Source organism: uncultured Pseudokineococcus sp. (assembly GCF_947495735.1).
Lineage (GTDB): Bacteria > Actinomycetota > Actinomycetes > Actinomycetales > Quadrisphaeraceae > Pseudokineococcus.
Genome location: NZ_CANMAA010000008.1, coordinates 76654 through 102980, shown reverse-complemented (window position 1 = coordinate 102980; position 26327 = coordinate 76654). Strand labels below are relative to the sequence as shown.

27 protein-coding genes are annotated in these 26327 nt (G+C 76.8%); 18 read left to right on the top strand and 9 right to left on the bottom strand.

From position 1 onward, the window contains the following. Positions 1–218 precede the first annotated feature (218 nt). The 10 genes from Q0848_RS12295 (at position 219) to Q0848_RS12250 (ending at position 9596) form a co-directional block, all read left to right on the top strand. Positions 219–1658, top strand: coding sequence for a cytochrome ubiquinol oxidase subunit I (locus Q0848_RS12295; RefSeq protein WP_299037946.1), 1440 nt, complete (start codon positions 219–221; stop codon positions 1656–1658). 50 nt (positions 1659–1708) lie between these two features. Beyond that, positions 1709–2815, top strand: a complete 1107-nt coding sequence (gene cydB / locus Q0848_RS12290; RefSeq protein ID WP_299037944.1) for a cytochrome d ubiquinol oxidase subunit II — start codon at positions 1709–1711, stop codon at positions 2813–2815. Between the two features lie 3 nt (positions 2816–2818). Further along, on the top strand, positions 2819–4534 hold the full coding sequence (gene cydD, locus Q0848_RS12285) for a thiol reductant ABC exporter subunit CydD (RefSeq protein ID WP_299037942.1): 1716 nt from the start codon (positions 2819–2821) through the stop codon (positions 4532–4534). Further along, positions 4531–6207, top strand: a complete 1677-nt coding sequence (gene cydC, locus Q0848_RS12280; RefSeq protein ID WP_299037940.1) for a thiol reductant ABC exporter subunit CydC — start codon at positions 4531–4533, stop codon at positions 6205–6207. Before cydD ends, cydC begins: the two co-directional genes overlap by 4 nt. Positions 6208–6460: 253 nt before the next feature. Continuing rightward, positions 6461–6829: a hypothetical protein gene (locus tag Q0848_RS12275; RefSeq protein ID WP_299037938.1), complete on the top strand. Its 369-nt coding sequence runs from the start codon at positions 6461–6463 to the stop codon at positions 6827–6829. A 37-nt stretch (positions 6830–6866) separates the two neighbouring features. Then, positions 6867–7334 carry a hypothetical protein gene (locus Q0848_RS12270; protein ID WP_299037935.1) on the top strand — a complete coding sequence of 156 codons (468 nt, stop codon included), beginning with the start codon at positions 6867–6869 and terminating at the stop codon, positions 7332–7334. Beyond that, on the top strand, positions 7283–7717 hold the full coding sequence (locus Q0848_RS12265; protein ID WP_299037933.1) for a hypothetical protein: 435 nt from the start codon (positions 7283–7285) through the stop codon (positions 7715–7717). The genes Q0848_RS12270 and Q0848_RS12265 overlap by 52 nt, the downstream gene beginning before the upstream one ends. A 304-nt stretch (positions 7718–8021) precedes the next feature. Further along, the gene (locus tag Q0848_RS12260; protein WP_299037931.1) at positions 8022–8471 is read left to right on the top strand and encodes a hypothetical protein; all 450 of its coding nucleotides are present in this window, start codon (positions 8022–8024) and stop codon (positions 8469–8471) included. A 221-nt stretch (positions 8472–8692) separates the two neighbouring features. Next, entirely contained in the window at positions 8693–9082 is a 390-nt protein-coding gene (locus Q0848_RS12255; RefSeq protein ID WP_299037930.1) for a hypothetical protein, read from the top strand. Between the two features lie 106 nt (positions 9083–9188). Further along, positions 9189–9596 (top strand): hypothetical protein, encoded by a 408-nt coding sequence (locus Q0848_RS12250; RefSeq protein WP_299037928.1) that lies wholly within the window; start codon positions 9189–9191, stop codon positions 9594–9596. A 190-nt stretch (positions 9597–9786) separates the two neighbouring features. On the opposite strand, the gene Q0848_RS12245 is transcribed toward Q0848_RS12250, so the two are convergent. After that, the gene (locus Q0848_RS12245; protein WP_366146583.1) at positions 9787–10632 is read right to left on the bottom strand and encodes a helix-turn-helix transcriptional regulator; all 846 of its coding nucleotides are present in this window, start codon (positions 10630–10632) and stop codon (positions 9787–9789) included. A 164-nt stretch (positions 10633–10796) separates the two neighbouring features. Between Q0848_RS12245 and Q0848_RS12240 the strand changes: the two genes are divergently transcribed. Further along, positions 10797–11654: an SDR family NAD(P)-dependent oxidoreductase gene (locus Q0848_RS12240; RefSeq protein WP_299037923.1), complete on the top strand. Its 858-nt coding sequence runs from the start codon at positions 10797–10799 to the stop codon at positions 11652–11654. Positions 11655–11997: 343 nt separating this feature from the next. Here Q0848_RS12240 and Q0848_RS12235 read toward each other — a convergent pair whose 3' ends face one another. Further along, positions 11998–12900: an NADP-dependent oxidoreductase gene (locus Q0848_RS12235; protein ID WP_299037922.1), complete on the bottom strand. Its 903-nt coding sequence runs from the start codon at positions 12898–12900 to the stop codon at positions 11998–12000. Positions 12901–12999: 99 nt separating this feature from the next. Here Q0848_RS12235 and Q0848_RS12230 point away from each other — a divergent pair, with 99 nt between their 5' ends. Then, positions 13000–13491, top strand: a complete 492-nt coding sequence (locus Q0848_RS12230; RefSeq protein ID WP_299037920.1) for a MarR family winged helix-turn-helix transcriptional regulator — start codon at positions 13000–13002, stop codon at positions 13489–13491. Positions 13492–13522: 31 nt separating this feature from the next. Here the strand turns inward: Q0848_RS12230 and Q0848_RS12225 are convergent, their stop codons facing one another. Further along, positions 13523–14296, bottom strand: coding sequence for a TetR/AcrR family transcriptional regulator (locus Q0848_RS12225; RefSeq protein WP_299037918.1), 774 nt, complete (start codon positions 14294–14296; stop codon positions 13523–13525). Between the two features lie 96 nt (positions 14297–14392). On the opposite strand from Q0848_RS12225, the gene Q0848_RS12220 reads away from it, so the two are divergent. Further along, positions 14393–15262 carry an NAD(P)H-binding protein gene (locus tag Q0848_RS12220; protein WP_299037916.1) on the top strand — a complete coding sequence of 290 codons (870 nt, stop codon included), beginning with the start codon at positions 14393–14395 and terminating at the stop codon, positions 15260–15262. Between the two features lie 61 nt (positions 15263–15323). Here Q0848_RS12220 and Q0848_RS12215 read toward each other — a convergent pair whose 3' ends face one another. The 3 genes from Q0848_RS12215 to Q0848_RS12205 form a co-directional block, all read right to left on the bottom strand. Then, positions 15324–15986: an HAD family hydrolase gene (locus tag Q0848_RS12215; protein WP_299037914.1), complete on the bottom strand. Its 663-nt coding sequence runs from the start codon at positions 15984–15986 to the stop codon at positions 15324–15326. 146 nt (positions 15987–16132) lie between these two features. Then, the gene (locus tag Q0848_RS12210; RefSeq protein ID WP_299037913.1) at positions 16133–16903 is read right to left on the bottom strand and encodes a 2,3-diphosphoglycerate-dependent phosphoglycerate mutase; all 771 of its coding nucleotides are present in this window, start codon (positions 16901–16903) and stop codon (positions 16133–16135) included. Positions 16904–17009: 106 nt separating this feature from the next. Further along, positions 17010–17666 carry a TetR family transcriptional regulator gene (locus tag Q0848_RS12205; RefSeq protein ID WP_299037911.1) on the bottom strand — a complete coding sequence of 219 codons (657 nt, stop codon included), beginning with the start codon at positions 17664–17666 and terminating at the stop codon, positions 17010–17012. Positions 17667–17881: 215 nt separating this feature from the next. Here Q0848_RS12205 and Q0848_RS12200 point away from each other — a divergent pair, with 215 nt between their 5' ends. Further along, positions 17882–19300: an MDR family MFS transporter gene (locus Q0848_RS12200; protein WP_366146582.1), complete on the top strand. Its 1419-nt coding sequence runs from the start codon at positions 17882–17884 to the stop codon at positions 19298–19300. Between the two features lie 28 nt (positions 19301–19328). Here Q0848_RS12200 and Q0848_RS12195 read toward each other — a convergent pair whose 3' ends face one another. Continuing rightward, positions 19329–20264, bottom strand: a complete 936-nt coding sequence (locus tag Q0848_RS12195) for a hypothetical protein (protein ID WP_299037908.1) — start codon at positions 20262–20264, stop codon at positions 19329–19331. Positions 20265–20447: 183 nt separating this feature from the next. On the opposite strand from Q0848_RS12195, the gene Q0848_RS12190 reads away from it, so the two are divergent. Continuing rightward, a complete protein-coding gene (locus Q0848_RS12190) occupies positions 20448–20897 on the top strand; it encodes a pyridoxamine 5'-phosphate oxidase family protein (protein ID WP_299037906.1) in 450 nt (149 codons plus the stop codon). A 30-nt stretch (positions 20898–20927) separates the two neighbouring features. On the opposite strand, the gene Q0848_RS12185 is transcribed toward Q0848_RS12190, so the two are convergent. Next, the gene (locus Q0848_RS12185; protein WP_299037904.1) at positions 20928–21428 is read right to left on the bottom strand and encodes a DinB family protein; all 501 of its coding nucleotides are present in this window, start codon (positions 21426–21428) and stop codon (positions 20928–20930) included. A 132-nt stretch (positions 21429–21560) separates the two neighbouring features. Between Q0848_RS12185 and Q0848_RS12180 the strand changes: the two genes are divergently transcribed. The 3 genes from Q0848_RS12180 (at position 21561) to Q0848_RS12170 (ending at position 24142) form a co-directional block, all read left to right on the top strand. Next, positions 21561–22430 (top strand): SMP-30/gluconolactonase/LRE family protein, encoded by an 870-nt coding sequence (locus Q0848_RS12180; RefSeq protein WP_366146581.1) that lies wholly within the window; start codon positions 21561–21563, stop codon positions 22428–22430. Positions 22431–22477: 47 nt separating this feature from the next. Next, positions 22478–23413: a DUF368 domain-containing protein gene (locus Q0848_RS12175; RefSeq protein ID WP_299037900.1), complete on the top strand. Its 936-nt coding sequence runs from the start codon at positions 22478–22480 to the stop codon at positions 23411–23413. Positions 23414–23545: 132 nt separating this feature from the next. Beyond that, positions 23546–24142, top strand: a complete 597-nt coding sequence (locus Q0848_RS12170; RefSeq protein ID WP_299037898.1) for a DUF4126 domain-containing protein — start codon at positions 23546–23548, stop codon at positions 24140–24142. Between the two features lie 111 nt (positions 24143–24253). Here the strand turns inward: Q0848_RS12170 and Q0848_RS12165 are convergent, their stop codons facing one another. Next, positions 24254–26080, bottom strand: a complete 1827-nt coding sequence (locus Q0848_RS12165; protein ID WP_299037897.1) for an LPXTG cell wall anchor domain-containing protein — start codon at positions 26078–26080, stop codon at positions 24254–24256. Positions 26081–26327 lie beyond the last annotated feature (247 nt).

Here is a 26327-nt window from a genome sequence, read left to right as displayed (position 1 = left end):
GGCGCGGCACGACAGCACGTGGGCGACCAGGCGACGACTCGCCCCACGAGGGCGACCCCCGGGGCGAGCAGGCGACGACTCGCCCCGGGGGGACGTGTGGACGAGCCTGGCTGATCCGGACATCCGGGACGGATGCGCGCACGTGAGGGACCTTGGTCCCGAGGAGGGGCGACTCTCGGCGAGCCTCCCGGGCGGGCGCCGTCCTTAGCGTCGCTCGCGTGGACACCCTGGACCTCGCGCGGTGGCAGTTCGGCATCATCACGATCTACCACTTCATGTTCGTGCCGCTCACGATCGGCCTGGCACCGCTCGTCGCCGTCATGCAGACCGCCTGGCACCGCACGGGCCAGGAGCGCTGGCTGCGGCTGACGAAGTTCTTCGGCGAGCTCCTGCTCATCAACTTCGCCACCGGCGTCGTCACCGGCATCGTGCAGGAGTTCCAGTTCGGGATGAACTGGAGCGAGTACTCGCGCTTCGTCGGGGACGTGTTCGGCGCGCCGCTCGCGATCGAGGGCCTCGCGGCGTTCTTCGTCGAGTCCACGTTCCTCGGCCTGTGGATCTTCGGCTGGGACCGCCTGCCCCGCCTCGTCCACCTGGCCTGCATCTGGCTCGTGGCGCTGTCGGTGAACGCCTCGGCGTACTTCATCCTCGCCGCGAACTCGTGGATGCAGCACCCGGTCGGGACCCACTACAACCCCGAGACCGGCCGCGCCGAGATGGACAGCATCCTCGCCGTCCTCACGAACTCGACGCTGCTGGCGGCGTTCCCGCACACGGTGACGGGTTCCCTCGTCGTCGCCGGGACGTTCGTCGCCGGCATCGCGGGCTGGTGGTGCGTGCGGCACATGAGGGCCGGCCGCACGGACGAGGCCGCGGTCTACCGCCCCGCGCTCATGGTCGGGCTCGTCGCGCTGCTCGTCGGCGGCGTGGGGGTCTTCGTCTCCGGTGACGCGCAGGCCAAGCTCATGTTCGAGCAGCAGCCCATGAAGATGGCCGCCGCCGAAGCGCTGTGCGACACCGAGACCGGCGCGGGCTTCAGCATCTTCGCCGTCGGCGACCTCGAGAACCGCTGCGACGTGCGCCAGCTCACCGTCCCGGGCGTGACGGCCTACCTCGCCACGGGCGACGTCGACGCCACGGTCCCCGGCGTCCGCGAGGTGCAGGCCAGCTACGAGCAGCTCTACGGCCCCGGCAGCTACACGCCGCTGCTGCCCGTCACCTACTGGTCCTTCCGCCTGATGATGGGCTTCGGCGTCTTCTCCGCGGCGCTCGCACTGGCCGGCCTGTGGCTCACGCGCCGCGGCCGCATCCCGTCGCAGCGCTGGTTCGGCCGGCTCGCGCTGGTCGCCCTGCCCATGCCCTTCCTCGCCAACGCGACGGGCTGGATCTTCACGGAGATGGGGCGCCAGCCCTGGGTCGTCGCGCCGAACCCGACGGGCGAGACGGAGGTCCGGCTGCTGACCGCGGTGGGGGTGTCGCCGATCTCGGAGTGGGCCGTGCTCACCTCGCTGGTCGTCTACACGCTCGTGTACGGCGTTCTCGCCGTCGTGTGGTTCGGCCTGCTGCGCCGCTACGTCCAGCACGGCGCGCAGCCGGCCGAGGCGCCCCCGGGCGACGACCAGCGCCAGCCCGACGCCCCTCTGCACTTCGCGTACTGACGCGCCTCCACCTCCCGAGAAGCCCCCTCCCCGAGAAGCGAGACCTCCCCGTGGACCTCCAGCTGGTCTGGTTCCTGCTCATCGCCGTCCTGTGGACCGGCTACCTCGTGCTCGAGGGCTTCGACTTCGGCGTCGGCATGCTGATGCCGTTCGTCACGCGGTCGGACGCCGAGCGCCGCCTCGTCATCAACACCATCGCCCCCGTCTGGGACGGCAACGAGGTCTGGCTGATCGTCGCCGGCGGCGCCACGTTCGCGGCGTTCCCCGAGTGGTACGCCACGCTCTTCAGCGGCTTCTACATGCCGCTGCTGGCCATCCTGTTCGCGCTGATCATCCGCGGCGTCGCCTTCGAGTACCGCGGCAAGCTCGACGAGCAGCGCTGGCGCACCCGGTGGGACGTCGCGATCTTCGTGGGCTCGGTCCTCCCGGCGCTGCTGTGGGGCGTCGCGTTCTCCAACATCGTGCGCGGCGTGCCGATCGACGCGGACTTCACCTCCACCGGCTCGGTGCTCGACCTGCTGGGCCCCTACGCGCTGCTCGGCGGCGTCACCACGCTGATGCTCTTCCTGCTGCACGGCGCGCTGTTCCTGGGCCTGCGCACCCTCGGCGACGTCCGCGAGCGCGCGCACCGCACCGCCGTCCGGCTGTCGGTGCCGACGCTCCTCGTCGCCGGGACCTGGGCGGTCTGGACCCAGCTGGCGCACGGCAAGGGCTGGACCTGGGGCGTGGTGGCCGTCGCCGCCGCGGGCCTGCTGGCCGTCGTCGTCCTGGCGCCGCGGCGCCGCGAGGGGCTGGCGTTCGCCGGGACGTGCCTGGTCGTCGTCGCGGCGGTGGTGCTCATCTTCGGGTCGCTCTTCCCGGCCGTGATGCCCTCGAGCACCGACCCGGCGGGCACCCTCACCATCGCGAACGCCTCGTCCACGCAGTACACGCTCACCGTGATGACGTGGGTAGCCGGCTTCCTCACCCCCCTCGTCCTGCTCTACCAGGGGTGGACGCTGTGGGTGTTCCGCCGCCGGCTGTCGGTGGACCACATCCCCGCGGGCATCGGCCTGGAGGTCGTCCCGCGCCAGCGCGGCGGCGGGGGCAGCAGCCCCGCGACGGTCGTGCGCGAGGCCGACACCGACACCAGCAGCAGCGCTCCCGGTCAGGCCTGAGCCGTGCGCCCGCTCGACCCCCGCCTGCTGCGCACCTCGCGCGCGGCCCGCCGCTACGTCGTGCTGACGGCGCTGCTGGGCGGCGCCACGGCGGTGCTCGTCGTCGTGCAGTCGCTGCTGCTGGCCCGCGCCGTCGCCGGCGTGACGATGCGGGGCGACGCGTGGTCCGACGTCGCGACGAGCGCGGGATGGCTCGCCGTCGTCCTCGCGCTGCGCGTCGGGGTCGTCTGGGTGCAGGAGCGCTTCGCCCACCGCGCGGCGACTCAGACGATCGGGCAGCTGCGGGCGGCCGTCGTCGCGCACGCCGCACGGCTGGGACGGCGGGGCCTCGGGGACCGCTCCGTCGCCGTCACCGAGCTGTCCACCCGCGGGCTGGACGGGCTCGAGGGCTACCTCGTCACCTACCTGCCGCAGCTGCTGCTCGCCGCGCTCCTGCCGCCGGCGCTGCTGCTCGTGATGCTGCGCGCGGACCTGCTGGCGGTGGCCACGATCGCGCTCACGCTCCCGCTGGTCCCGCTGTTCATGGCCCTCGTCGGGTGGGCGACGCGCGACGCCGCCCTGCGCCGCCAGGACAGCCTGCAGGCCCTCGGCGCGCAGGTGCTCGACCTCGTCGCCGGCCTGCCGACGCTGCGGGCGCTCGGCCGCGCGACCGGCCAGGCCTCGCGGGTGCGCGCCGCGGGCGACGCCGCGCGGGCCGCGACGGGCGCGACGCTGCGGATGGCCTTCCTGTCCTCCCTCGTGCTCGAGGTGCTGACGACGCTGTCGGTGGCCCTCGTCGCGGTGGGCGTCGGGCTGCGGCTCGTGTCGGGGTCGCTGGACCTGGAGACGGCGCTCGTCGTCCTGCTGCTCGCGCCCGAGGTGTACCTGCCGCTGCGCGCGGTCGGCGCCTCCTTCCACGCCAGCGCGGACGGCGTCGCCGCGGCCGAGCAGGCCTTCGCGGTGCTCGAGACGCCGCTCCCCGCGGCTCCTGCCCGCGAGCCGGGCCGTGCCGACGGCGCCCCCGTGCGGCTGGTGGACGTCAGCGTCGAGCAGCCCGGGCGCGGCGTGCTCGCGCCGGCGGGGCTGTCGATGTCGCTCGCGCCCGGCCGCATCGTCGCGCTGGCCGGGCCGAACGGGTGCGGGAAGTCGACGGCCGCCGCCGTCCTGCTCGGCCTGGCGGCGCCGACCTCCGGCACCGCGGTGCCCGTGGCGCACCGCCGGGTCGCGTGGGTCCCGCAGCGCCCGCTCGTCGTCCCCGGGACGCTCGCGGACAACGTGCGCCTCGCCACCCCCGACGCCGACGACGCCGCGCTCGAACGCGCCGCCGAGCGCGTCGGGCTCGCGCCCGTCGTCGCCGAGCGCGGGTGGGACGCCCCGCTCGGGCAGGGCGGGGTCGGCGTCTCCGCCGGCCAGCGGCAGCGGGTGGCGCTGGCCCGCGTGCTGCTGCGCGTGGAGGCGGGCGCGGACGTCGTCGTGCTCGACGAGCCGACGGCCCACCTCGACGCGGGCACCGAGGCCGTGGTGCTGGCGACGATCCGCGAGCTCGCCGCGGCCGGGTGCGCGGTGCTCGTCGTCGCGCACCGGCCCGAGCTGCTGGCCGTCGCCGACGAGGTGGTGGCCGTCCGCTCGGCGGCCGTCGACGCGGCCGCTCCCGCCGTCCCGGCGCCGACCCGCCCCGGTGACGACCTCTCCCCCACCACGTCTGACGACACGAAGGACGGCGCGCTGTGCGTCTCGTGAGCCTCCCCCGCCGGGTGCGCTCGGCCGTGCTGGCCGACCCGGCCGTCCGCGCGCTGGCGATGCTCGACCTCCCCCGCTGGCGCCTCGCCGGTGCCGTGGGCGCGGGGTCGCTGGCGCTGGGGTGCGCGGTCGGGCTGGCGGCGACGTCGGCGTGGCTGATCGCGCGGGCGGCCGAGCAGCCGCCGGTGCTGGCGCTGTCGGTCGCGGTGGTGTGCGTGCGGGCGCTGGGCCTCGGGCGCGGGGTCTTCCGGTACGTCGAGCGCCTGGTGTCGCACGACGTCGCGCTGCGCGGCGTCGTCGACCTGCGCGAGGGCGTCTACCGGCGGCTGGCTGCGGCGGACACCTCCGCCGTCGCGCGGCTGCGGCGCGGCGACCTCCTCGCCCGGCTCGGCGCGGACGTCGACGCCCTCGCCGACCTGGTGGTGCGCGTCCTGCTGCCGGCGCTCGTCGCGCTGGTGACCGGCCTCGCGACCGTGGTGCTGGCCACCGCGCTGCTGCCCGCGGCCGGCGCGGTGCTCGCCGCCGCGCTGCTGGTGGCGGGCGTCGGCGCCCCCCTGCTCGCGGGCCGCGCCGCCCGGGCGGCGGAGGTCGAGGCCGCCGACGCCCGCGGCGCCGTGGCCGCGGAGTCCCTGGCCGTCCTCGACGGCGCGGACGAGCTCGCGGTGGCCGGTCAGCTCACCGCGCGGCAGGACGCGCTGGCGAGCGCCCAGGCCCGGCTCGACGAGGCCGCCGAGCGCGCGGCGCGACCGGCGGCCGCGGCGAAGGCGCTGGTGCAGCTGGCCCTCGGCGCGGCGGTCGTCGGCTCGCTGGTCGTGGGCGTGCCCGCGGCGTCCGACGGCGCGCTGTCGGCGGTGCACTTCGTCGTGGTGGCGCTGCTGCCGCTCGCCGCGTTCGAGGGGGTGGCCGCGCTGCCCGCCGCCGCGACGTCGCTCGTGCGCTGCCGCGCCGCGGCGGCGCGGGTGCTGGCGCTCGTGGACGGCGCCCCGACGGCTGCGCCGGTCGTGGAGCAGACCCCGGACGGGACGACGATCCGCGCCCGCGGCCTGTCGGTCGGCTGGCCCGGCGCCGCGCCGGTGCTGACCGGCCTCGACCTGGACCTCGAGCCCGGCGCCACCCTGGCGATCACCGGCCCCAGCGGCTGCGGCAAGACGACGCTGCTCCTGACGCTGGCGGGGCTGATCCCGCCGGTCGCCGGCACCGTCACGGTCGGTGGCGTCCCGGTGCACGAGCTCTCCGACGACCAGCGCCGCGGGCTCGTGGCGCTGGCCGCCGAGGACGGGCACCTGTTCGCCACCACGCTGCGCGAGAACCTCCGCCTCGCCAGCGGTGCCGTGGACGACGCGGTGCTGCTCGCGGCGCTGGGCCAGGTCGGTCTCGCCGCGTGGGCCACGGCCCTGCCCGAGGGCCTCGGCACCGTCCTCGGCTCCGCCGGCACCGACGTCTCCGGCGGTGAGCGCCGCCGGCTGCTCGTGGCCCGCGCCCTGCTCACCGGCGCGCCCGTCGTCCTGCTCGACGAGCCCGCCGAGCACCTGGACGCCGGCGCCGCGACGGCGGTGCTCGACGAGCTGCTGACCGGCGTGGAGGGACGGACGGTCGCCGTGGCGACGCACCGCTCGGACCGAGCGCTCGCCGACGCAGTCGTCGAGATGGCGCCTGCAGGGCGGTGCCGCTGAAGAGCTCGTGCGTCTGACCGAGCAGTTCCGGCGGTCATGCACACGTGGCCCCGGCCGTCTCCGCAGACGCCTCCGGCCGACATCGGCCGGTGCCCCCACCCGCGACAGGTGCCGGGTCGGGCCCTGCGTCACCGGGCCGAGCTCGAGCGCACCAGCACCTGCCTCGCCGAGAACGAGCACTCCTCGGCTGGCCGTTCGCCTCCCCCCGGTCTGCGTGAGGGTCCATCCTCTGGCCCTGAGTGGACGCTGGTCGGTGCGTCACCCGTCCCTGCTGGCCCACGTCGTCGTGGTGGCGGTCCCGACGGTGCTGTCGGTCGCGGCCTGGGTCGCCGGGCACCCCGACGAGGACGCGAACATCGGCGCGGGCTTGGCCGGCTCGCCGTTGATCCCCCTGGGCCTGCCGTGGTCGCTGGCCGCCTTCGTGCCCGCCCTCTCGCCGGGTGCCGACGACGGCGCCTGGCCCCCTCCCGTGCGGGTCTTCGTGATCTTCTACGCGATGCTCTACGTCCCGGCGTGGATCAACGTGGTCCTCCACGCCTGGGTGCTGCAGTGGCGGGACCGACGTCGAGCTGCGTCTGCCCAGCGCACCATCGGGGCCGAGCGGCCGGGTGCCCGCGCGTGACGACCCAGGAGGTGGGTGCGGCGGCGCAGGACGACGCGTGGATCGCGTGGAGCTCAGCGGGGCGCTGACCTGCGTCTGCGGCGTCCCGGCGCTGCTCGCCCTGACCGGGCAGTACTCCCCCGACGAGCCCGCCGGCCCGGCAGGTCTGCTTCTGGTGGCAGGGCTGGCCCTCGCCTGCGGGCTCCTCATCGCCCGGACGTGGGCAGCGGTGGCGGCGGGGGCCGCCGCGGCGGTGACGTCCTACCTGCCGTGGACGTTCGCCGCCGAGGAGGCCAGTGGCCTGGAGCTGCTCGGGTCCGTGTCCGGGACCTTCCCCGTGGTGACCGCTGGGCTCGTCGCCGGTCATGGCATCCACCTGCTCCACCAGGCCCGACGCCGCCGGCGCCGGGCGGGCCGCACGGCGCTCTGGGTCCGGCGCGGAACCGGCCCGGCCCACGCGCGCGTCCCATGGCCATGGCCACGACGACCTCAGCCCGCGGCGCACGGACAGCCCTCGCCCTGCTGACCACCGTCGCCTCCGTGCTGGTGGGCGGATGCTCGTCGGCCCGCGCCGGTGAGGAGTCCTCGACCCCGCCCTGCCCGCCCCCGGCCCGAGGCGATGCGCTGATCGACTGGGTCCCCTTCGTCGTCGTCGACGGGCAGATGTACGCGACCAGCTACGACAGCCTCGAGGAGGTGCTCGAGGAGGACCAGGTCAGCGACGTCATCACCACCGTCACCTGCCGCATCGCCGACGTCGGCGATCCCGACTTCGAGCCCCGCGACGGCGACGCCGCCTACCTCGCCGTGGGCACCCAGGTCCACCAGGTCCGAGGACGCGCCCCGGCGGAAGCGCTCACCGCCTACGAAGAGGGCGCTTGGCGCCTCTTCGAGCCCGTCGACGACTGAGCCGGCGCGACCGAGCACCAGCAGCAGTGGGGACGGAAGTCACGGAGATGTGTCCGCCGCGATCGCGACGAGGACGGACGCGCTGGTCCGCCCACGACGAGCCGCCCTCGACGTGGTGATGCCGGTCGCGGCGCTCTCGACGACTCCCCGGGCGGCGCACCGGTTCCCCCGCGAAGGACCGCCGTCGCCTGCTGGGCCGACGTGGGACGGCGGAGCCCACGTCGACCGGAGCGCGGCCAGCCAGCGAGGCGCGGACCGGGCAGCTCGACTCCTGGGCGCGCAGAGCACTGCCACGATCCAGCACATGCGCTCACCCACGCCACGCCTGACACCTCTCCTCCTTCTCCTCGTCCTCACGGGGTGCGGCAGCGCCGGCGTCCCGACCCTCGCTGCCGGCAACGCCCCTGAGGCGGTCGTCGCCACCTACCTCGCCGCAGCACAGGTCGGCGACGACGACACCGCCGGTTCGCTGTCCACGACGGAGCACGCCGAGGCCGGCACCGGCCTCGCCGCCGGGGCCGCCCCCACCATCACCGAGCTCGCGCTGGAGCCCGCTGAGGAGCGCCCCACCGACGACGACGTCGAGACCGGCGCCAGCCTCGCCGACGGCCACGACGAGGCGACCAGCGTGCGCACCACCTTCGAGCTCAGCGGCGGAGACGACTCGGTGCCCGACGGCCCCACGACCTGGTCCTTCCTGCTCGTCCGCGACGGCGACGGTCCCTGGCTCATCGCCGACGAGGGCAGCGGCTGACCGGCGCGTCGTCGACGAGGGCGAGGCCGTCCCAGCGCCGATCGGCTCCAGGACGGGACGGAGGGACGCACTGGGGCAGCGCGCCAGGTGCGGTCCGCGGTCGAAGCAGGTCTCCGGGAACCACGGCGGTGGTGGACGTCGTGGTGAGACCCTCCGCCATGACCGTGGAAGAGATCGACGCACCGCCTCGCCCGCCTCGGGTCTCCTGGGCTCCCGTCGCCATGGTCGGTGCGCTCTCGACGATCCTCGGCGTGCTGGCCCTGACGACCGCCCCGGGAGCCACCACGGTCGACGGGACGAGCTACGACACGACCTTCGTCACGGAGTGGTTGTGGTGGCTCGCCTACGCGCTGGTGCCCGTGGCTGCCGTCCTCCTCTGGCGAGCTGCGGCGGGCTTCACGACCTACGTCGCCGTCGGCGCTGCACTCGTCGTGCCGCACGTCGTCGTCGCTGCGGTGGTCTTCGCGCGGTACCAGTGGAGCGGGTGGGGCTCCGGCCTCGAGATCTTCGCCTTCCTCCACCCTGCGGGCCTGTTCGCCCTCACCCTGCTGGCGCTCACCGCGGTCGGGGCTGTCGACGCAGCGCGCCGCCGGCGCGCTGCCGCCCGCTGAGGCGCCCCGTGGGCGCCCACCGCCACCCGCTCCTGCGCAGCAGCCCCCGGTCGACGTGGTGCGCCTCGGCCGGCGACGACCGGGCGACCCGAGGTGGGGTGACGCGGTGAGCATGGCCGGGCCAGGAGCCGTCCGCGGCGCAGCGACGGCGGCAGCGCTCGTCCTCGCGGTGGTCACGCTGCCCGTGCTGTTGAGCGGAGGCGCGGACCTCGCGCCCTTGACGCTCCCCTTCGTCGTCCTCGCCGGCCTCCTGGGCGCAGGGTGCGGCACCCTCGCCGGCCGGCTCCTGGACAGCGGGCACACCTGGCGGGTCGCCGCCGCGGTGTCCGCCACGGCCGCGGTCGTGGCCGTCGTCGGCGTCCTCGGGGTCCTCAGCGGAGCCCGGCTCACCGGGATGTCGGTGCTGGGTCCGGTCCTCGGGGGCGGCGCCGCGCTCCTGGCCGTCTGGCAGTCGTGGGCGATGGCCCGCCGGCAGGACGCCGCACACCCCGGCGAAGCACCCACTGCGACCTGACAGCTCCCTGCCGGCCGAGCGAGGAGACGGCTGCTCTGGCTGCTCAGGAGGCGACCCACCACCGGCGCTCCACCCCCTGACGGCCCCGTGGCCGTCCGGGCGGCACCCCGGCAGGCGACCGTCTGCCGCGGCGGTCCAGCTCAGGCACCTGGCGAGGCGTCGCCCACCGCAGACGTCGGCAGTCGGGGACTCAGCCCACCGGGAACGAGTCGGTGCCCAGGACGGCGAGCAGCGCCAGCTTCTCGGCGTCCTCGGTGCCGGGGGTCGCGGTGAAGACCAGCAGGGACTGGCTCTGGTCGGGGTCGAGCAGCGTCTGGCAGTGCAGCTGCAACCGGCCCAGCTGGGGGTGGAGGAAGCGCTTGGCGTCGCTCCATCGCAGCCCGACCTCGTGCCGGTCCCAGTAGCCGGCGAACTCGGGGCTGCGCTGCCGCAGCTCGGCGACCACGTGCGCCGCGCGCGAGCGGGCGCCGACCAGGGCTGCCGCCCGCAGCTGGGACACCTGCACCCGGCCGTTGTGCTCGTGGTCGTCGGGCAGGTAGCGGGCGCGCTCGGCCGGGTCGGTGAACCACCGGTACGGCGCGCTGCGAGCCAGGCCGTCGTACTGCGTCTGCTCGCCGAGCAGGGCGACGGCAGCGGGTGTCTGCAGCAGCGTCTCCCCGGCCGCACCGATCACCTGGGCGGGGGTGTCTCCCAGCCGGTCCAGCACCCGCAGCAAGCCGGGGCCCACGTGCTCGCCGCGCAGCTCCCGTGCCGCCGGCCGGTGCCCGCAGAGCAGGAACAGGTGGTCGCGCTCCTCCAGGGTCAGCCGCAGGCCGCGGGCCAGAGCCGCCGCCATCTGCGGCGAGGGCCGAGGGCCGTCGCCGCGCTCCAGGCGCGCGACGTAGTCCACGGACATGGCGCACAGCTCGGCGACGTCCTCGCGTCGCAGCCCCGGTGTCCGTCGGCGCGGGCGCGCGACGAGCCCGACGTCCTCCGGGCTCAGCGCCTCGCGCCGTGCCCGCAGGAAGTCACCCAGCGCTGATCGATCGACGTGCATCCCCATCGGCTGCTCCTCCCGTCGTCGTCCAGGGTCACTGGTCGCCCGTCCCGCAGCCACTGACCGCCGGTCAGCGGCTGCACGTGTCCTTCCTGCCGACGGCTGCGGCGGCGTGCACTCGACGACGGCGGGCGCACCGGGCGGCCGCCGGAGGAGGCGACGAGATGGCGACCTGGACAGCGGCGGACCTGGCGGACCAGACCGACAGGACGATCGTGGTGACCGGCGGTGCGCGGGGCCTCGGGCTGGTCACCGCGCGAGAGCTGGCCCGGGCCGGTGCCCGGGTCGTGGTGGGGGTGCGGGACCCGGAGCGGGCCCGGCAGGCGGTCGACGGCCTTCCCGGGGAGCTCGAGCTGCGCCGGCTGGACGTCTCGGACCTGAGCTCGGTGCGCGCGTTCGCCGGCTCCTGGGTCGGACCGCTGGACGTGCTGGTCAACAACGCCGGGATCATGGACGTCCCGGCCGCGCGGACGGCGGACGGGATGGACCTGCAGACGGCGACGAACTACACCGGCCCCTTCGTGCTCACGAACCTGCTGCTCCCGCGGATCACCGACCGGGTGGTGAGCGTGACCAGCCAGCTGCACCGGCTGGGGAGGCTGGACGTGCCCGACCTCGACTGGCGGGCCAGGCCCTACCGGCCGCTGCAGGCCTACCGCGACTCCAAGCTCGCCCAGGTGCTGTTCTCCCTCGAGCTGCAGCGCCGGCTCACCGCGTCGGGGAGCGCGGTGCGGTCGGTGCTGGCGCACCCGGGCATCGCCCGCACCGGCCTGGTCGACCACTCGTCGCAGAAGGCGGTCCTGCGCCTGGGTGGGCGGCTGCTCAACGACGCCGAGCACGGCGCGCTGCCGACGCTGTTCGCCGCGACGCGGGACGTGCCCGGCAACGCCTACGTCGGCCCGGACGGACTCGGCAGCGTCAAGGGCCACCCGGTGGTGCGCCGACCCGGCCGTCGGGGGCTGGACGCCGCGAGAGCGGCCGAGCTGTGGCGGGCGACGGTCGAGCTGACCGGCCTCAGCTGACCAGGTGTCGTGGTGTCGCCCAGCGCGTGCGGCGCAGCGCAGGCGGAGGCGAGCGCCGTCGTCCCAGCTGGCCCGTCGGACACGGATCTCCGCGCACGCGCGCTGGACGGGACACCCCGCGGGCGCTCCGGGCCCTCCTCAGGTGGGAGGGCGCGCTCCTCGTCCGCCTGGGCCCGCGCGCCACGGCGGCGGCGAGCTGCTCCGGGGCGAGGTGCACGGCCCCCTCCAGCCCCGATCAGGCGGGGCGACGCCGGCCCGGGACGTGCCCCCGGGCCGGCGTCGTCGTGGTCGAGGTCGTCCACCGCGTCGTCGGCGGTCGATCCAGCGGCTGCGGTCCAGCGGCTCAGGGCAGGGTGATGACGACCTTGCCGCTGCTGCCCTGGGCGAGGGTGTGGGCCTCGGCGACGGAGCCCAGCGGCAGGACGTGCTCGACGCGGGGGGTGTAGAGCCCTCGACGGCCGAGGTCGGCGGCGTGGCGCAGCAGGGCGGAGTCGTTGCGGGCGTTGACCTGGCGCAGTCCCAGCCGCGCCGCGCCCTCGCCGTCGACGACCGTGACGACGCGGGCGGGGTCGCCGACGATCGCGAGCAGGTCCGGCAGGGAGGCCGACGGCGCGGCGTGCACGGCCGCGTCGACACCGGCCGGGGCCAGGGCCGCGACCCGCTCGTCCAGCCCCGGGCCGTACGTGGTCGCCGTGATCCCCAGGTCCGCGAGGTGCACCTGGTTGGCCGGCCGGGCGGTGCCGATCACCCGCGCCCCCGCGGCCAGCGCGAAGGCGGCGACGGCGCTGCCGACCGCGCCGGAGGCCCCCTCGACCAGCAGGGTGGCTCCGTCCAGGTCACCGAGGGCCTCGAGGGCGGCAGCGGCGGTGGCCGAGGCGAGCCCGGCCGCGGCCGCCTGCTCGGTCGACCAGCCGGCGGGGACGGCGCTCCACGCCGTCAGGACCGCCAGCTCGGCGGTGGTGTCGCTGAGGCCGCCGAGGCCGAAGACCAGGTCACCCACCTGCGCGCCCTCGACGTCCGGACCCACCTCGTCCACGACCCCGACCGCGTCCCGGCCGGGCACCGCGGGCAGCTCCAGGGGGAGCACGGCCTGCAGGTGACCCGCGCGCAGCAGGACGTCGATGGGGTTGACGCTGACGGCCCGGACCCGGATGCGGACCGCGCCGGCGCCGGCGCGGGGCTCGGGGGCGTCCTCCACGACCAGGACGTCGGGGTCGCCGTAGCGGTGGTAGCGGGCAGCCTTCATGGCATCTCTCCGGAGGTCGACGGGCGCAGCAGATGCTTGCTGCGGAAAGCGACCGTACGCACAGACGCTTGCCGTGGCAAGCAACGCTACGGTGGGGCGATGGACGAGCCGACGCACCTCTCGCCGCAGCAGGACCGCACCTGGTCCCTGCTCGTCGGGGTGATGACGTGGCTCCCGGCCGAGCTGGACGCCCACCTCGAGCGCGCAGCCGGGGTCAGCCACGCGGAGTACCAGGCCCTGCGCTGGCTGTCGGCCAGCGAGGACCGCGAGGTCCACATGAGCGGGCTCGCCACCACGGCCAACGTCACCCCCTCGCACCTGTCGCGCATCGTCGCCAGGCTGGAGAAGCGGCACTGGATCACCCGCAGCAGCGACCCCGACGACGCCCGCCGCACGCTGGCGCGCCTGACCGAGGCGGGCGCGCAGCTGGTGGACCGCGTCGAGCCGGGGTACGCCCGGGAGGTGCGCCGACTCGTCTTCGACCGCCTCGACGCCGACCGGGCCGAGCAGCTCGAGGGGCTCACCGAGGCGGTGCTGACCCCGCTGCGCCCGGACTGCGTGCGGGCGCTGCCGCCGCGGACCTCGGGCTGACGCCCCACCGGCCCTACGCCACCGAGGCACCCTAGGACGATCCCGCCGGGGAGGCGCGAGCGGTGCGCTCGTCGGGACCCCCGTCGGACGGCCCGCGCGTGGTGCGGGCGAGCCACTCGTCGAGCAGCGAGCGCTCGGCCTCGGTGAGCGCCGTGAGGGCGCCCAGGTCGGCGCGCAGGGCGTTCGCGGCGGCGACGGGCCCACCTCCCGCAGCGGCGGGGCCGTCGGTGGTGGTGGCGGCGATGACGGCGTCGAAGGCGGCCCCCGAGAGCGCCGGATCGCGCCGCTCCGGGGACGAGGCGAGCAGCGTCAGCACGACGCCGCAGGCGGCCGCGTGCATCAGCCGGGCCGCGTGGCCGGTGTCGACGCGCAGGCGTCCGGCGGCGGCGACGGCGTCCACCTTGGCCCGCAGGACCTCCAGCCCCCGGACGGCGGCCTCGCAGGGCTCGCCGGGCCGGGGGTCGCCGTACATGAGGGAGAACAGCGCCGGGTTGGCCAGGCCGAACTCGACGTGCAGGTCCCAGCCCGCCCGGAGCTCGCCCACCGGGTCGACCCCCGTGCGCGCGGGCGGCTTCGCGGCGAGGTAGGTCGCGTACCCGTGCTCGGCGACGGCGCCGAGCAGGCCGGCCTTGTCCCCGAAGAGGCGGTAGATGGTCGGCGGCTGCGTCCCCGCCGCGGCCGCCACGGAGCGCGTCGACACCGCGTCGCGCCCGCCGTCGGCCAGCAGGGCCGCCGCCGCACGGACCACGTGCTCGCGCGTGCGCGCCCGTCCCGTCGCCGGCGACGCGTCGTCCTGCTCGCTCATGCTGCCGATGGTACCGAGGGCTTGCTACCGACGGAACCATGGGACTAGCATCGGTGTTACCACTGGAACCACGTTGAGGAGAACACTGTGATCGTCATGACCGGAGCCACCGGCCGACTGGGCCGCGCCGCCGTCGAGCACCTGCTGCAGCGGGTGCCGGCCTCCGAGGTGGCCGTCAGCGTCCGCGACCCCGAGAGCGCCCAGGACCTGGCCGAGCGCGGGGTGCGGGTGCGTCGGGGCGACTTCACCGAGCCGGCCACCCTGGCCGGTTCCTTCGAGGGGGCGACGCAGGTCCTGCTCGTCTCGGGCCCCAGCGACGCCCGGGCCCACCGGGCGGCGGTCGAGGCAGCGGTCGCCGCCGGCGCCGAGCGGATCGTCTACACCTCGCACATGGCCGCGGCGGCGAGCCCCGCACCGCTGTTCGCGCCGGCCGTCGAGCACGCCGAGACCGAGCGTGACCTGCGCGCTTCCGGCGTGGCCTCCACCGCCCTGCGGAACGGGTTCCACACCGCCAGCGCGCTGCAGATGATCGGCGCCGGCCTGCAGACCGGCGACCTGCGCCTGCCCGCCGACGGCCCCGTCTGCTGGACCACCCAGGAGGACCTGGCGGCGGCGGCCGTCCTCGCCCTCACCGACCCCGACCGCTTCGGGACGACCACGCCACCGCTCACGGGCACCGAGCTGCTCGACATGGACGACGTCGCCCGCCTGCTGTCCGACCTCACCGGGCGGCAGATCACCCGCTCGACCGTCTCCGACGAGGAGTACGCGGCCGGCCTCGTCGCGAGCGGCACCCCCGAGGCCTACGTGCCGCTGATCATGAGCTTCTTCACGGCCGGCCGCCGCGGCGACTTCGCCACCACGGACCCGGCCCTGGCCGACCTGCTGGGCCGCACCCCCACCACCGCCCGCGACGCCCTGGCCGCCCAGCTCGGCGTCGACGCCGCGGGCAGCGCCTCCGCCTGAGGCGGCGTCGGGGCCGGCCCGAGCCACGGGCCGAGGCGGGCGGGGCGCAGCCCCCGCCGGATCAGCTGCTCGGGCGCGCCAGCGCGGTGTCGTCGAGGTTCTGGCGGAGCTCCACGAGGGAGTCGAAGACCCGCACCGCGCCGGCGTCCTCGAGCTCGCCGATGGAGAACCCGCCGGTGCGCACGGCGATCGTCGGGACGTCGACCTTCCCGGCGGCGATGGCGTCGAAGACCGAGTCCCCGACCATCACGCCCGAGGCGCCCCCGACCTTGGCGAGGGCCACCTGGACCAGGTCGGGCGCGGGCTTGCTCGTCTCCGCGTCCTCCGAGGTCGTCCAGGCCTCGGCGATCGACTTGCCGTCGATCAGGTCGAGGAAGGCCTCGACGTGCTCGCTCTTGCCCGAGCTGGCGAGGACGACCTTGAAGCCGCGGTCCTTGACGTCCTGCAGCAGCTCGTGGGCGCCCTCGACCGCCTGGATCTCCCCGATCATCTGGTCGAACTCCTCGGTCCACGCCTGGCGCAGGTCGTCGCCGTGCGCCTCCTCGACGTCCTGGCCCGCGAGCTCGGGGACGTAGACGTCGCCGCCCATGCCGACGCCGCGGTGCAGGCGCCAGATCGGCAGGGTGATGTCGTAGCGCCGGAAGGCCCGGAACCAGGCCAGCGCGTGCTGGTAGTTGGTGTCGACGAGGGTGCCGTCGACGTCGAAGATCGCGGTGTCGGCCATGGGAGGTCCTCTGCTCGGGTGCTCGCAGGCACCAGGGGCCCCGCGCTGCTCGTGCGTCGCTGCTCCGCACGGGGCCCGCGCTCGGGCGACCCCCGTCCAACGTAGGGAGCCCCAGGGCGGCCCGCGACCGCGGCGGCGCGCTCCGGTCAGGTGCCGCCCTCGGCGGCGACGGCCGCTGCGGCGGCCCGCGCGCCCTCCCCGTCGAGGTAGGTGCCGCCGCGGGGGTGCAGCGCGCCGTCGTCGCCGCGCCGGTAGACGAGCGGCTGCCCCGTCGGCAGGTTCAGCGCCTCGACCTCCTCGGGGGCGAGGTCGTCGAGCACCGCGCACAGCGCGCGCAGCGAGTTGCCGTGCGCGACGACGAGGACGGTGCGGCCCTCCCGCAGCAGCGGCCACGCGACCTCGCGCCACCACGGCCCCACCCGCTCGACGACGTCGGCGAGCGCCTCCGTCCCGCGCGCCGCCGCCGCGGGCAGGTGCGCCAGGGCGGGACCGAGGTCGGCGAGGCGCTCGTGGTCTGGCGCCGTCGGCGGCGGGGCGCCGTCGTAGCAGCGCCGCTCCACGTGGAACGCGTCGGCGCCGACCTCCGCGCGCAGCGGCTCCTTGAGCCGGCCCGTCCAGGCGCCGTAGTGGCGCTCGGCGAGCGCCCACGCGTGCTCCGGGTCGGGGACCTCGCGGCCGCGCCCGCGCAGCTCCTCGACGACGAGGTCGGCCGTGCGCCGCGCCCGGCGCAGCGGCGAGGCGAGCACGACGTCCGGGACCAGCGCAGCGGCGTCCAGCTCGGCGGCGCTGCGCCGCGCCTCGGCGACGCCGCGCTCGGTCAGGTCGGGGTCGAGCAGCCCGGTGAAGCGCCGCTCGGCGTTGTACGCGCTCTGGCCGTGGCGCAGCAGCACGAGCGCGCCCGTCGTCCGGTCTCCCACGAGGCCTCCTGCGTCGACGTCGAGGCCGCATCGTGCCGCTCCGGCGCGGCGGCCCGCCGACGGGTCCGGCCGGTGGGTCCGGCCGGTGGGTCCGGCCGGGGGCGCCTCAGCCGGGCGCGACGACCTCGCGCAGCAGGGCCCAGGTCTGCACGTGCAGCGCTACGAGGTCGGGCCGCTCGCCGGCCTCGGCGCGGCGGGCCCACTCGTCGCAGGTGAGCCGCACGGCGGTGCCGGCGAGCTCGACCACCACGCGCGTGCGCACGTCGTGCGCGCTCGTGCCCGCCTGCTCGGCCACCAGCTCGGTCACGCGGTCGGCCTGCTGGGACTGCAGGCCCAGGGCCGCGGCGGTCAGCGCCGGGTCGGCGAGGACGACGCGGCGCACGCGCAGCATCCGGGGGACGACGTCGTCGTCGGGCTCGGCCGCCAGCCGCGCGACGAGCTCGCCGAACGCCGCCTCCACGCGCTCGAGCAGCGAGCAGCCGGGCCGCGGCCGGGCCAGCCCGTCGGCCAGCGCCGCCTCCGCCTCCTCGTCGGGGGCGAGGACGGCGGCCTCCTTGCTGGGGAAGTAGCGGAAGAACGTGCGCGGGGAGACGCCGGCCGCGCGGGCGATGTCCTCGACCGTCGTCGCCGCGTACCCGCGCGCCTCGACCAGGCCCAGCGCGACGGCGCTGATCTCGGCGCGCGTCTCGCGGCGTCGGCGCTCGCGCAGGTCGGGGCGCAGCGGCGGCGCCGCGGGGGCGGCGTCGGCGGTCTCAGCGGTCACGGGCGCTCCACGGGTCGGGTGGCGCCGAGGTTAACAGGATGTGCCGACGTGGCAGCCTGTGCCATGCTGCGCGTCGATGCCGTGGACACCGCCGTCCGTCGCGTCGCAAGCAGGACGACACGGACGGTGAGAGGCCAGGCATGAGCACCAGGACAGAGAAGAGCGCGGGCGGCGACCCCAGCGCGGGAACGGGCGTCACCGGCACGGCCGAGAAGATGGCGCCGGGCAGCGGGCTCGTCATCGGGCTGCTGCTCGTGTCGGCCTTCGTCGTCATCCTCAACGAGACGATCATGAGCGTGGCCCTGCCGCGGCTCATGGAGGACCTCGCCGTCACGACGGCGACGGCGCAGTGGCTCACCACCGGCTTCCTGCTGACGATGGCCGTCGTCATCCCCGTGACCGGGTTCCTCCTGCAGCGCTTCCACATCCGGCCGCTCTTCCTCACGGCGATGTCGCTGTTCAGCGCCGGCACGCTGATCGCGGCGCTGGCCCCGGGCTTCGGCGTGCTGCTGCTCGGCCGCGTGGTGCAGGCCAGCGGCACCGCGATCATGCTGCCGCTGCTCTTCACGACCGTCCTCACCCTGGCCCCGGCCTCCTCGCGCGGCCGGATGATGGGGCGCATCTCGATCGTCATCGCCGTGGCCCCGGCCATCGGCCCGACGCTCTCGGGCCTGGTGCTCTCCGTCCTCGACTGGCGCTGGATGTTCTGGCTGGTCCTGCCGATCGCGCTCGCGTCGCTGGCCCTGGGCGCGCTGCGCATCCGCAACGCCACGACGCCGCGCCCGAGCCACCTCGACGTCCCCTCCGTGGTGCTCTCGGCGCTGGCCTTCGGCGGCCTGCTCTACGGCCTCGCGAGCATCGGCGAGGGCGGCGGCGAGCACGTCGTCCCGGTGTGGCTGCCGCTCGTCGTGGGCGTCGTCGCGCTGGTCGTCTTCGTCCGCCGCCAGCTGCGGCTGGCCCGGCAGGACGCGGCCCTGCTCGACCTGCGCGTCTTCGCCACCCGCTCCTTCGCGGTGGCGGTGGGCCTCGTCGTCATCAGCATGATGGCGCTGTTCGGCTCGCTCATCGTGCTGCCGCTCTACCTCCAGAACGTCCTCGGCCTGTCCACGCTGAGCACCGGCCTGCTGCTGCTGCCCGGCGGCCTCGTCATGGCCGTGCTCTCGCCGGTCGTCGGCGGGCTGTTCGACAAGGTCGGCCCGCGGCCGCTCGTGACGCCGGGCGTCGTCGTCGTGAGCGCGGCGCTGTGGACCATGACGACGCTCGGCGTCGGCTCCTCGACGCTGCACGTCGTCGCCGCGCACGTCCTGCTCAGCGCCGGGCTGGCCTTCGTCTTCACCCCGCTGCTCACCTCGGCGCTCGGCTCCCTGCCGCCGCACCTGTACTCCCACGGCAGCGCCGTGGTCAGCACGGTGCAGCAGCTCGCCGGCGGTGCCGGGACGGCGCTGTTCGTCACCCTGCTCAGCACGACGGCGGCCTCGCGGCTCGCCGAGGGCGCCGACCAGGTCGCCGCGACGGCGGACGGCGTGCGCGCCGCCTTCCTCGTCGGCGCGTGCCTCTCGGTCGTCGCCGTGGCCATCTCGCTGCTCGTGCGGCGCCCGGCGCAGCTGCCCTCGCCCGAGGTCGCGCCCCACTGAGCCGGTGGTGGCTGCACGAGGACGACCTCTACGCCGTCCTGGTGCAGCCACCCGGCCCGAGATGCCGGCGCAGCAGCGCCACCACCCGCGCCGGCTCGACCCGCAGGGCCCGGGCCGGCAGCCGCAGCACCACCTCCCCCGGCTGCGCCACCTCTGCGGCGCGCAGCAGGTCGTCGTACCAGCGGGCCTCCTCGACGTGCCTGACGCCGTCGACCTCGAGCAGGACGCGGCGCCCGTCGTCGAGCACCCACAGCGCGTCGAGGTAGCGACGCCGCCCGGCGCCGTCGAGCCGGACCACCTGCTGCGCCGGCGCCGGGAGCCGCGCCGTCCGGCACAGCCGCACGAGCCGCACCTCCGACAGCGCCTGCGCCCCGCCCTCGACGTCGTCGAGCACGGCCAGCAGCTCCCGCCGGTGGCGCACCGGCCCCGCGGCGAGGACGGCGTCCCGCAGCCGCGCCGGCGTCGTCAGGCGCTGCTGGACGACCGCCGCGAGCAGGCCGCCCGCCGTCGCCGGAGACCGAGCCGCCCCCGCGGCCCCGACCGCGGCGTCCTCGACGGCGAGCAGCGGCAGGCCCCCGCGCCGCACCACCCGGGCGGGCCGGCGGCTCGACGTCGCGACGACGCCGACCAGCGCGGGCAGCCGGTGCCCACGAGCCACCCGGACGGCGACGGACGGCCGCTCCCACCCGCGCAGCCCGTGGACCTCCAGCGCCGTCAGCCCCGACAGGGCGGCCCCCTCTCCTGCGGACAGGACCGCCGCCCAGCGCCGCGCCGCCGCGTCGAGCGCCCCGGTGCAGGTGCGCACGACGAGCGGGCCGACGACGCACCACCGCCCGGCGCGCACCTCGGCGGCCACCCGGTCGGCGTCGACGGCGTGATCGCGCAGCTGCGCCCGCGAGAGACACCCGCCCTGGTGCGCCGCCAGCGCGCGCAGGTCGGCGGGCAGCGCGGTGGTCCTCGGCACGGGACCAGGGTGGCCGGGACGAGCCGGTCGCGCCGGGGCCCTGTGGACACCCGAGGTGGCTGCACGAGGACGGCGTAGAGACCGTCCTCGTGCAGCCACCTCAGGACCAAGGTCCCGCGTCGGCGCGACCCGGGGCTGGTGTGCTGGAGGCGAGGCAGGTCGACGCACGAGCGGGAGGGCACCATGACGACGCAGGAGCAGCGCCTCGAGGAGCTGACGAGCGAGCAGTGCCACGAGCTGCTGGCCTCGCAGGTGCTGGGGCGGCTGGCGGTGGTCGAGGGCGAGCACCCCCTCGTCGTCCCGGTGAACTACGCGATGAGCGGCGGCGTCGTCGTCCTGCGGACGGGCGAGCCGATGCGCCGGCGGGTGGACCACCGCAACGTCGCCTTCCAGGTGGACCAGGTCGACCCGTCCACGCGCAGCGGGTGGAGCGTGCTCGTGCAGGGCCTGGCCGAGGAGGTCGGGGGCGAGCACTCCGCCGAGATCGTCGAGCGGACCCGCCGCTCCGGCGCGGACCCGTGGGCCCCCGGCGAGCGCGAGCACTGGGTCCGCCTGATCCCGCACCGCGTCACCGGTCGTCGCCTCACCACGGGCGGCGACCGCTGGTTCGCCGACGGCAGCCTGTACCTCTAGCCGCGGCACCTCCAGCCGCGACGGCCGACCTCACGCCCCCAGCTGCTGCGTCGTGGAGCCGTCGAGCTGCTCGCGCAGGAGGTCGGCGTGGCCGCAGTGCCGCGCGCTCTCCTCCAGCAGGTGGAGCAGCACCCACCGCACCGTCCACTGCTCGGCGCCGGGCATCGGGCACGGGGCGCCGAGGTCCTCCACGCCCCGGACGACCTCCTCCGTCTGCGCGCCGGCGGCGTCCAGCTCGGCGCACAGGTGCTCGACGGTGTCCTCCGGCTGGAGCGTCCACTCCGCCCTCGGGTCCGGGACCGGCCACAGCCCCTCGGGACGGCCCGCGACCGCGGCGCCGACCCACCGCCGCTCGACGGCCGCGGCGTGCTTGACGAGCGCCGCGAGCGACAGGGCGCTCGCGGTCGGGGTCGCCCGGGCGCGGTCGTCGGGGAGCCCGGCCAGGAGTGCGCGCAGGCTGGCGCGCTGGCCGGCGAGGAAGGCGAGCAGCTGACCGCGCTCGTCGGGCGCGGTGTCGGCGAAGATCGGCATGGCGCCAGCCTGGCGCCGCCCGCCCCCGAGGGGAAGGGCGCACGACGGGGAGCGGCTCGAGGAGGAGCAGTGGCGGACGCGCTGGAGGACCTGCTGGTGGCCGGGGTGGCGCCCGAGCGGCTGGGCGGCGGCATGACCTGGGCCGAGGGCCCCCTGTGGGTGCCGGCCCGGCGGGCCGTGCGCTGCAGCGACATCCCGGGGAACCGGGTGATGGAGTGGCACGCGCCGAGCGGCTCCTGGGGCGTCCTCGCCGAGGACGTGGAGTTCACCAACGGCCGCACCCTCGGCCTGGACGGCGAGGTCGTGCAGTGCTCGCACGGCCGCCGTCGCGTGGAGGTCGAGCGCGACGGCGTCGTCACGGGTCTCGTCGACTCCTGGCGGGGCCACCGCCTGAACTCGCCCAACGACGTCGTCGTGCGCTCCGACGGCACCGTCTGGTTCACTGACCCCTCGTACGGCATCCACAAGGCCGCCGAGGGGCACCCGGGCGAGGAGGAGTACGGCGGGCACCACGTCTTCCGGCACGACCCGGCCACCGGCGAGCTCGACGCCGTCGTCACGGACGTCGCGATGCCCAACGGCCTGGCCTTCTCCCCCGACGAGCGCGTGCTCTACGTCGCGGACTCCTCCCGCTCGCCCACGCGCGACGACGCACCTCCCGGGCCCGGGCACGCCGTCCACGCCTACGACGTCGTGGACGGGCGCCGGTGCGAGGGCGGCCGCGTGCTCGCCGAGGTCGACCCCGGGGTCCCCGACGGCATCCGCGTGGACGAGCGCGGTCACCTGTGGACGACGAGCGACACCGACGTGCTGGTCCTGCACCCCGACGGCCGCGAGGTCGGGCGCGTGCCGGTCGGCGAGCTCGTGAGCAACTTGTGCTTCGGCGGGGACGACGGGACCGACGTCTTCGTCACCGCCTCGACGAGCCTCTACCGGCTGCGCACGCGGGTCCGCGACGCGGCGCACGTGCTGCGCCGCGGGGCTGGGCCCGGCAGGGGCTGAGCGCGGCAGCGGCGCCCGGGGGCGGCGGCCCCGCCTACGGTTCTGCCATGACGACGCAGCCGGCGAAGACCCGGACGCCGGTGAGCCACCTGCCCCTGCACGTGGGGCGGGGTCTCCTGATGGGCGCCGCCGAGGTGGTGCCCGGCGTCAGCGGCGGCACCATCGCGCTCATCACCGGGGTCTACGACCGGCTGATCGACACGGCCGGGCACACGGTGTCGGCCGCCCAGCGCCTCCTGCGGGGCGACGTCCGCGGCGCCCGCGCGGAGATCGCGCGGGGGCACTGGCTCGTCGTGGCCCCGCTGCTGGCGGGCATGGTCGTGGCCGTCGTCCTCGGCGCCCGGCTCATCGAGCCGCTCATCGAGGAGCACCCCGTCGGCTCGCGCGCGGTGTTCGCCGGGCTCGTCCTCGCCTCCCTCGCCGTGCCCGCGATGATGGTGGGCCGCTGGACGGGCCGGCTGGTGCTGCTGATGGCCGTCTCGGCGGTGCTCGCCTTCCTCCTGACGGGCCTGCCCCCGGGCACGGCGGCCGACCCGCCGCTGCCCGTGGTCTCGCTGGCGGCCGCGGTGGCCATCTGCGCCCTCGTGCTGCCGGGGGTCTCCGGCTCGTTCCTGCTCGCGACGGTCGGCCTGTACGAGCCGACGCTCGCCGCGGTCAACGCCCGCGACCTCGCCTACCTCGGGGCCTTCGCGCTGGGCGCCGGCCTCGGGCTGGCGGTCTTCGTGCGGCTGCTGCAGCACCTGCTCTCCACCCACCGCGCCGTCACGCTCGCCGTCATGACGGGGCTGATGGCGGGGTCGCTGCGCGCCCTGTGGCCGTGGCAGACCGAGGACCGCGGGGTCCTCGCCCCCACCGGCGACGTCCTTCCCGTCGTGGGTCTCGCCCTGGCGGGCGCAGCCTTCGTCGTGGTGCTGCTCGTCGTCGAGCGGCTGGCCGGCGGGCCCGACGCCACCGCGAGCGGCGGCGACCGCCCCGCCACCTGAGCCCCTCGCCTCCTGGAGCCCCTCCTCCTGGGACCGCCGCCTCCTGAGGACCGCCGAGCCCGGCCGCGCGGACGTCCGTAGCGTGGCCACCGCCCGAGGACGGGCGCGCAGGACGCCGGCGGAGGGGGACCCGTGGAGCTGCTGACCGGGGCGGGGCTCGCGAGCGCCGCCGGGCTCAACGCCTGGCTGCCGCTGCTGGTCCTGGGGCTGGTGGCCCGGACCACCGACCTCCTGGCGCTGCCCGACGGCTGGGCGTGGCTCGCCGAGTCCGCCGTGCTCGTGGGCCTGGGCGCGCTGCTGCTCGTCGAGACCCTCGCCGACAAGGTGCCCGGGGTCGACTCCGTCAACGACGTCCTGCAGACGGCGGTGCGCCCGCTCGCCGGCGGCGTCGCCGCCGGCGCCGGCACGGGCGTCGCCGGAGGGGCCCCGGTCACGGACCTGCCCTCGTGGCTCGCCTCGGTCGACTGGGGGACCGTCGTGGCCGGCGCCGCCCTGGCGCTCGCCGTCCACCTGCTCAAGGCGGCGGGGCGGGCGGGCGTCGACGCCGCGACGCTGGGGATCGGCGCCCCGGTGGCCTCGGTCGCCGAGGACGCCCTCTCCCTCGGGCTCGTGGCCTCGGCGCTGCTGGCCCCGCTGCTCGTCCTCGTGGCCCTGGCGCTGCTCGTCGTCGCCGCCGTCGTCGTGGTGCGGCTGCGCGGCCGCCGCGGGCGCGCCGCGCACCCCGTCTGAGCGCTCCCGCCGCCTGGTCGCGGACGAGGACGCGTGGTCGGGACGTCACCTCTGGCCCACGACTGGGCCGCACCCCGCGGCCCCGCCCCCGGCGTCGCGCCGCCGGCGGGCTCAGCCCCTGGCGACCCGCAGCCGGCGCCGCGCGCCCACGAGCAGGGCGAGGCCGGCCAGCAGGACGAGGCCCCCCAGCGCCCCTCCGAGCGCCAGCTCCCCGCCCGTGCGCGGCAGGGCCGTGAGCACGGGCGCGGTCGTCGGGGGCGCGGTCGTGACGGGCGGGACGGTCGCCGCGGACCCGACGTCGGTGGTGGCGGACGTGCTGAACGTGTCGAGGACCACCAGGCCGGGGGCCACCTGGTCGCCCGCCGGCGGCGCTCCCGCGGTCGTCGTCGCGGCCGCGCTGGTGAGGACGGGGTCCGGGAGCGCGCCGGAGGCGGACACCTGCTGCCCCCCGGCCGCGTCGGCGGCCGCCTGGTCGGCTGCGGCCCGCTGGGCAGCGGCCTGGTCGGCGGCGGCCCGCTCGGCGGCCGCCTGGTCCTCCGCCTGCTGCCGCGCCGCGGCCTCGGCGACGACGTCGACGGGCTCCGGCGTCGACGCCGCCTGCGCCCGGGGCAGGACGGCGGCAGCGACGCGACCCGCGGGCGCCGCGGGCTCGGCCACCGGCTCGACGACGGGCTCCGGGGTCGCGGGCTCCGGCGCGTCCCCCACCGGCGCCTCCACCACGGGCGCCTCCACCACGGGCGCCTCCACCACGGGCGCGCTGACCCGGACGACGACGGGCACGGGCTCCCCGCGCAGCCCGTCCGCGTCGACGACGGCGACCGCGCCGCGCAGGTCCTCCCGCGCGTCGCCGGGCACCCGGGCCACGAGCCCGTCGCCGACCACGGCCAGCGCGCCGGCGGCGTCGTCGACGAGGACGGGAGCGGCGTCGGTCCCCAGCAGCTCCAGCGGCACGGGCACCTCCTCGCCCGGGGCCCCGGAGACCTCCTCGGCGACGACGACGGGGGCCACGTCCACCGCCACGGGGGCGGGGTCGCCCGCGACCCCGCCGGCCGAGGGCACGAGCGCGAGGTGCAGCAGGCCGCTCGCGCCGCCCGGCTCGAGGACGAGGGCACCGCCGCGGACGTCCGCGGCGGGGCCGTCCTCCCCGGTCTGCACGGACAGGTCGCCCGCGGACCCGCCGACGACGTCCGGCAGCGGCACCCCGACGGGGGCGTCCGCGCGGCCCTCGCCGCGCAGCGCGGGCAGCGAGGGCGCGACGTCCACGGGCACCTCGAGCGGCTCGCCCGCGGGGGCGCCGTCGGCGTCCACGGAGACCACCGTCACGCGGCTCGCCCCGGCGACGCCCGGCTCGGACTCCACGCGCAGCACCCCGGTCTCGGGGTCCACGTCCGCGACCAGGCCCGGGCCCGCCTCGACCGCCCGGGCGGCGCCGTCGGGAGCCGGGGGCAGCAGGACCTCGACGACGGCCGTGCCGTCGGCGGACAGGGGCGCGCGCAGGCGCTCGCCCGGCGCGAGCGGCTCGTCGTCCGCCACCTCGACCACGACGCGCTCCGGCTCGTCGGCGGTGCCCGTCCCGCGGTCGACGGCGCGCCGCGCCAGCACCAGGCGCCCGCGGTACCCGTCGGCCACCTCGACGGCGAGCTCCCCGGTCGCCGCGTCCACGACCGCCGAGCGCACCAGCGAGGCGTCGGGCTCGCCCACCAGCTGCCACTCGACGCCCTCGCGGGGCGGCGCCGCAGCGGGGAGGACGGCGCTGCCGCCGGGGGCGACGCGCAGGTCGGGCTCCGCCGCCAGCGCGCTCGCCGGCGAGGCACCCAGCGCGAGGGCCAGCAGGCCCGCCACGAGGGCGAGCAGGGCCAGCACCGGTCCGCGCGCGGGGGCACCGGGTCGCCGCAGCGCGGCGCGGGCGGCGCCGGACGTCTCGGCGGGGCGGCTCATCGGGGCTCCTCGGGCGCAGGGGACGGCGGGGGACGTCCCCGCCCCGTCTCCATCGGCAGGCCGAGCCGTCGATGAAGCCCTCGCCTCACCGCGCCACCGGGAGGGACGTCCACGGGCGGTGCCGCAGCGGCGGGAGCGCAGCGCGGGCCCGGCTCCGGACCGGTCCCCCGCCCGTCCGAGGCGGGGGCGATCGGGGGCGGTCGGCGCGCCGTCCTGGGCGCCGTCCTGGGCGCCGTCCTGGGCGCTC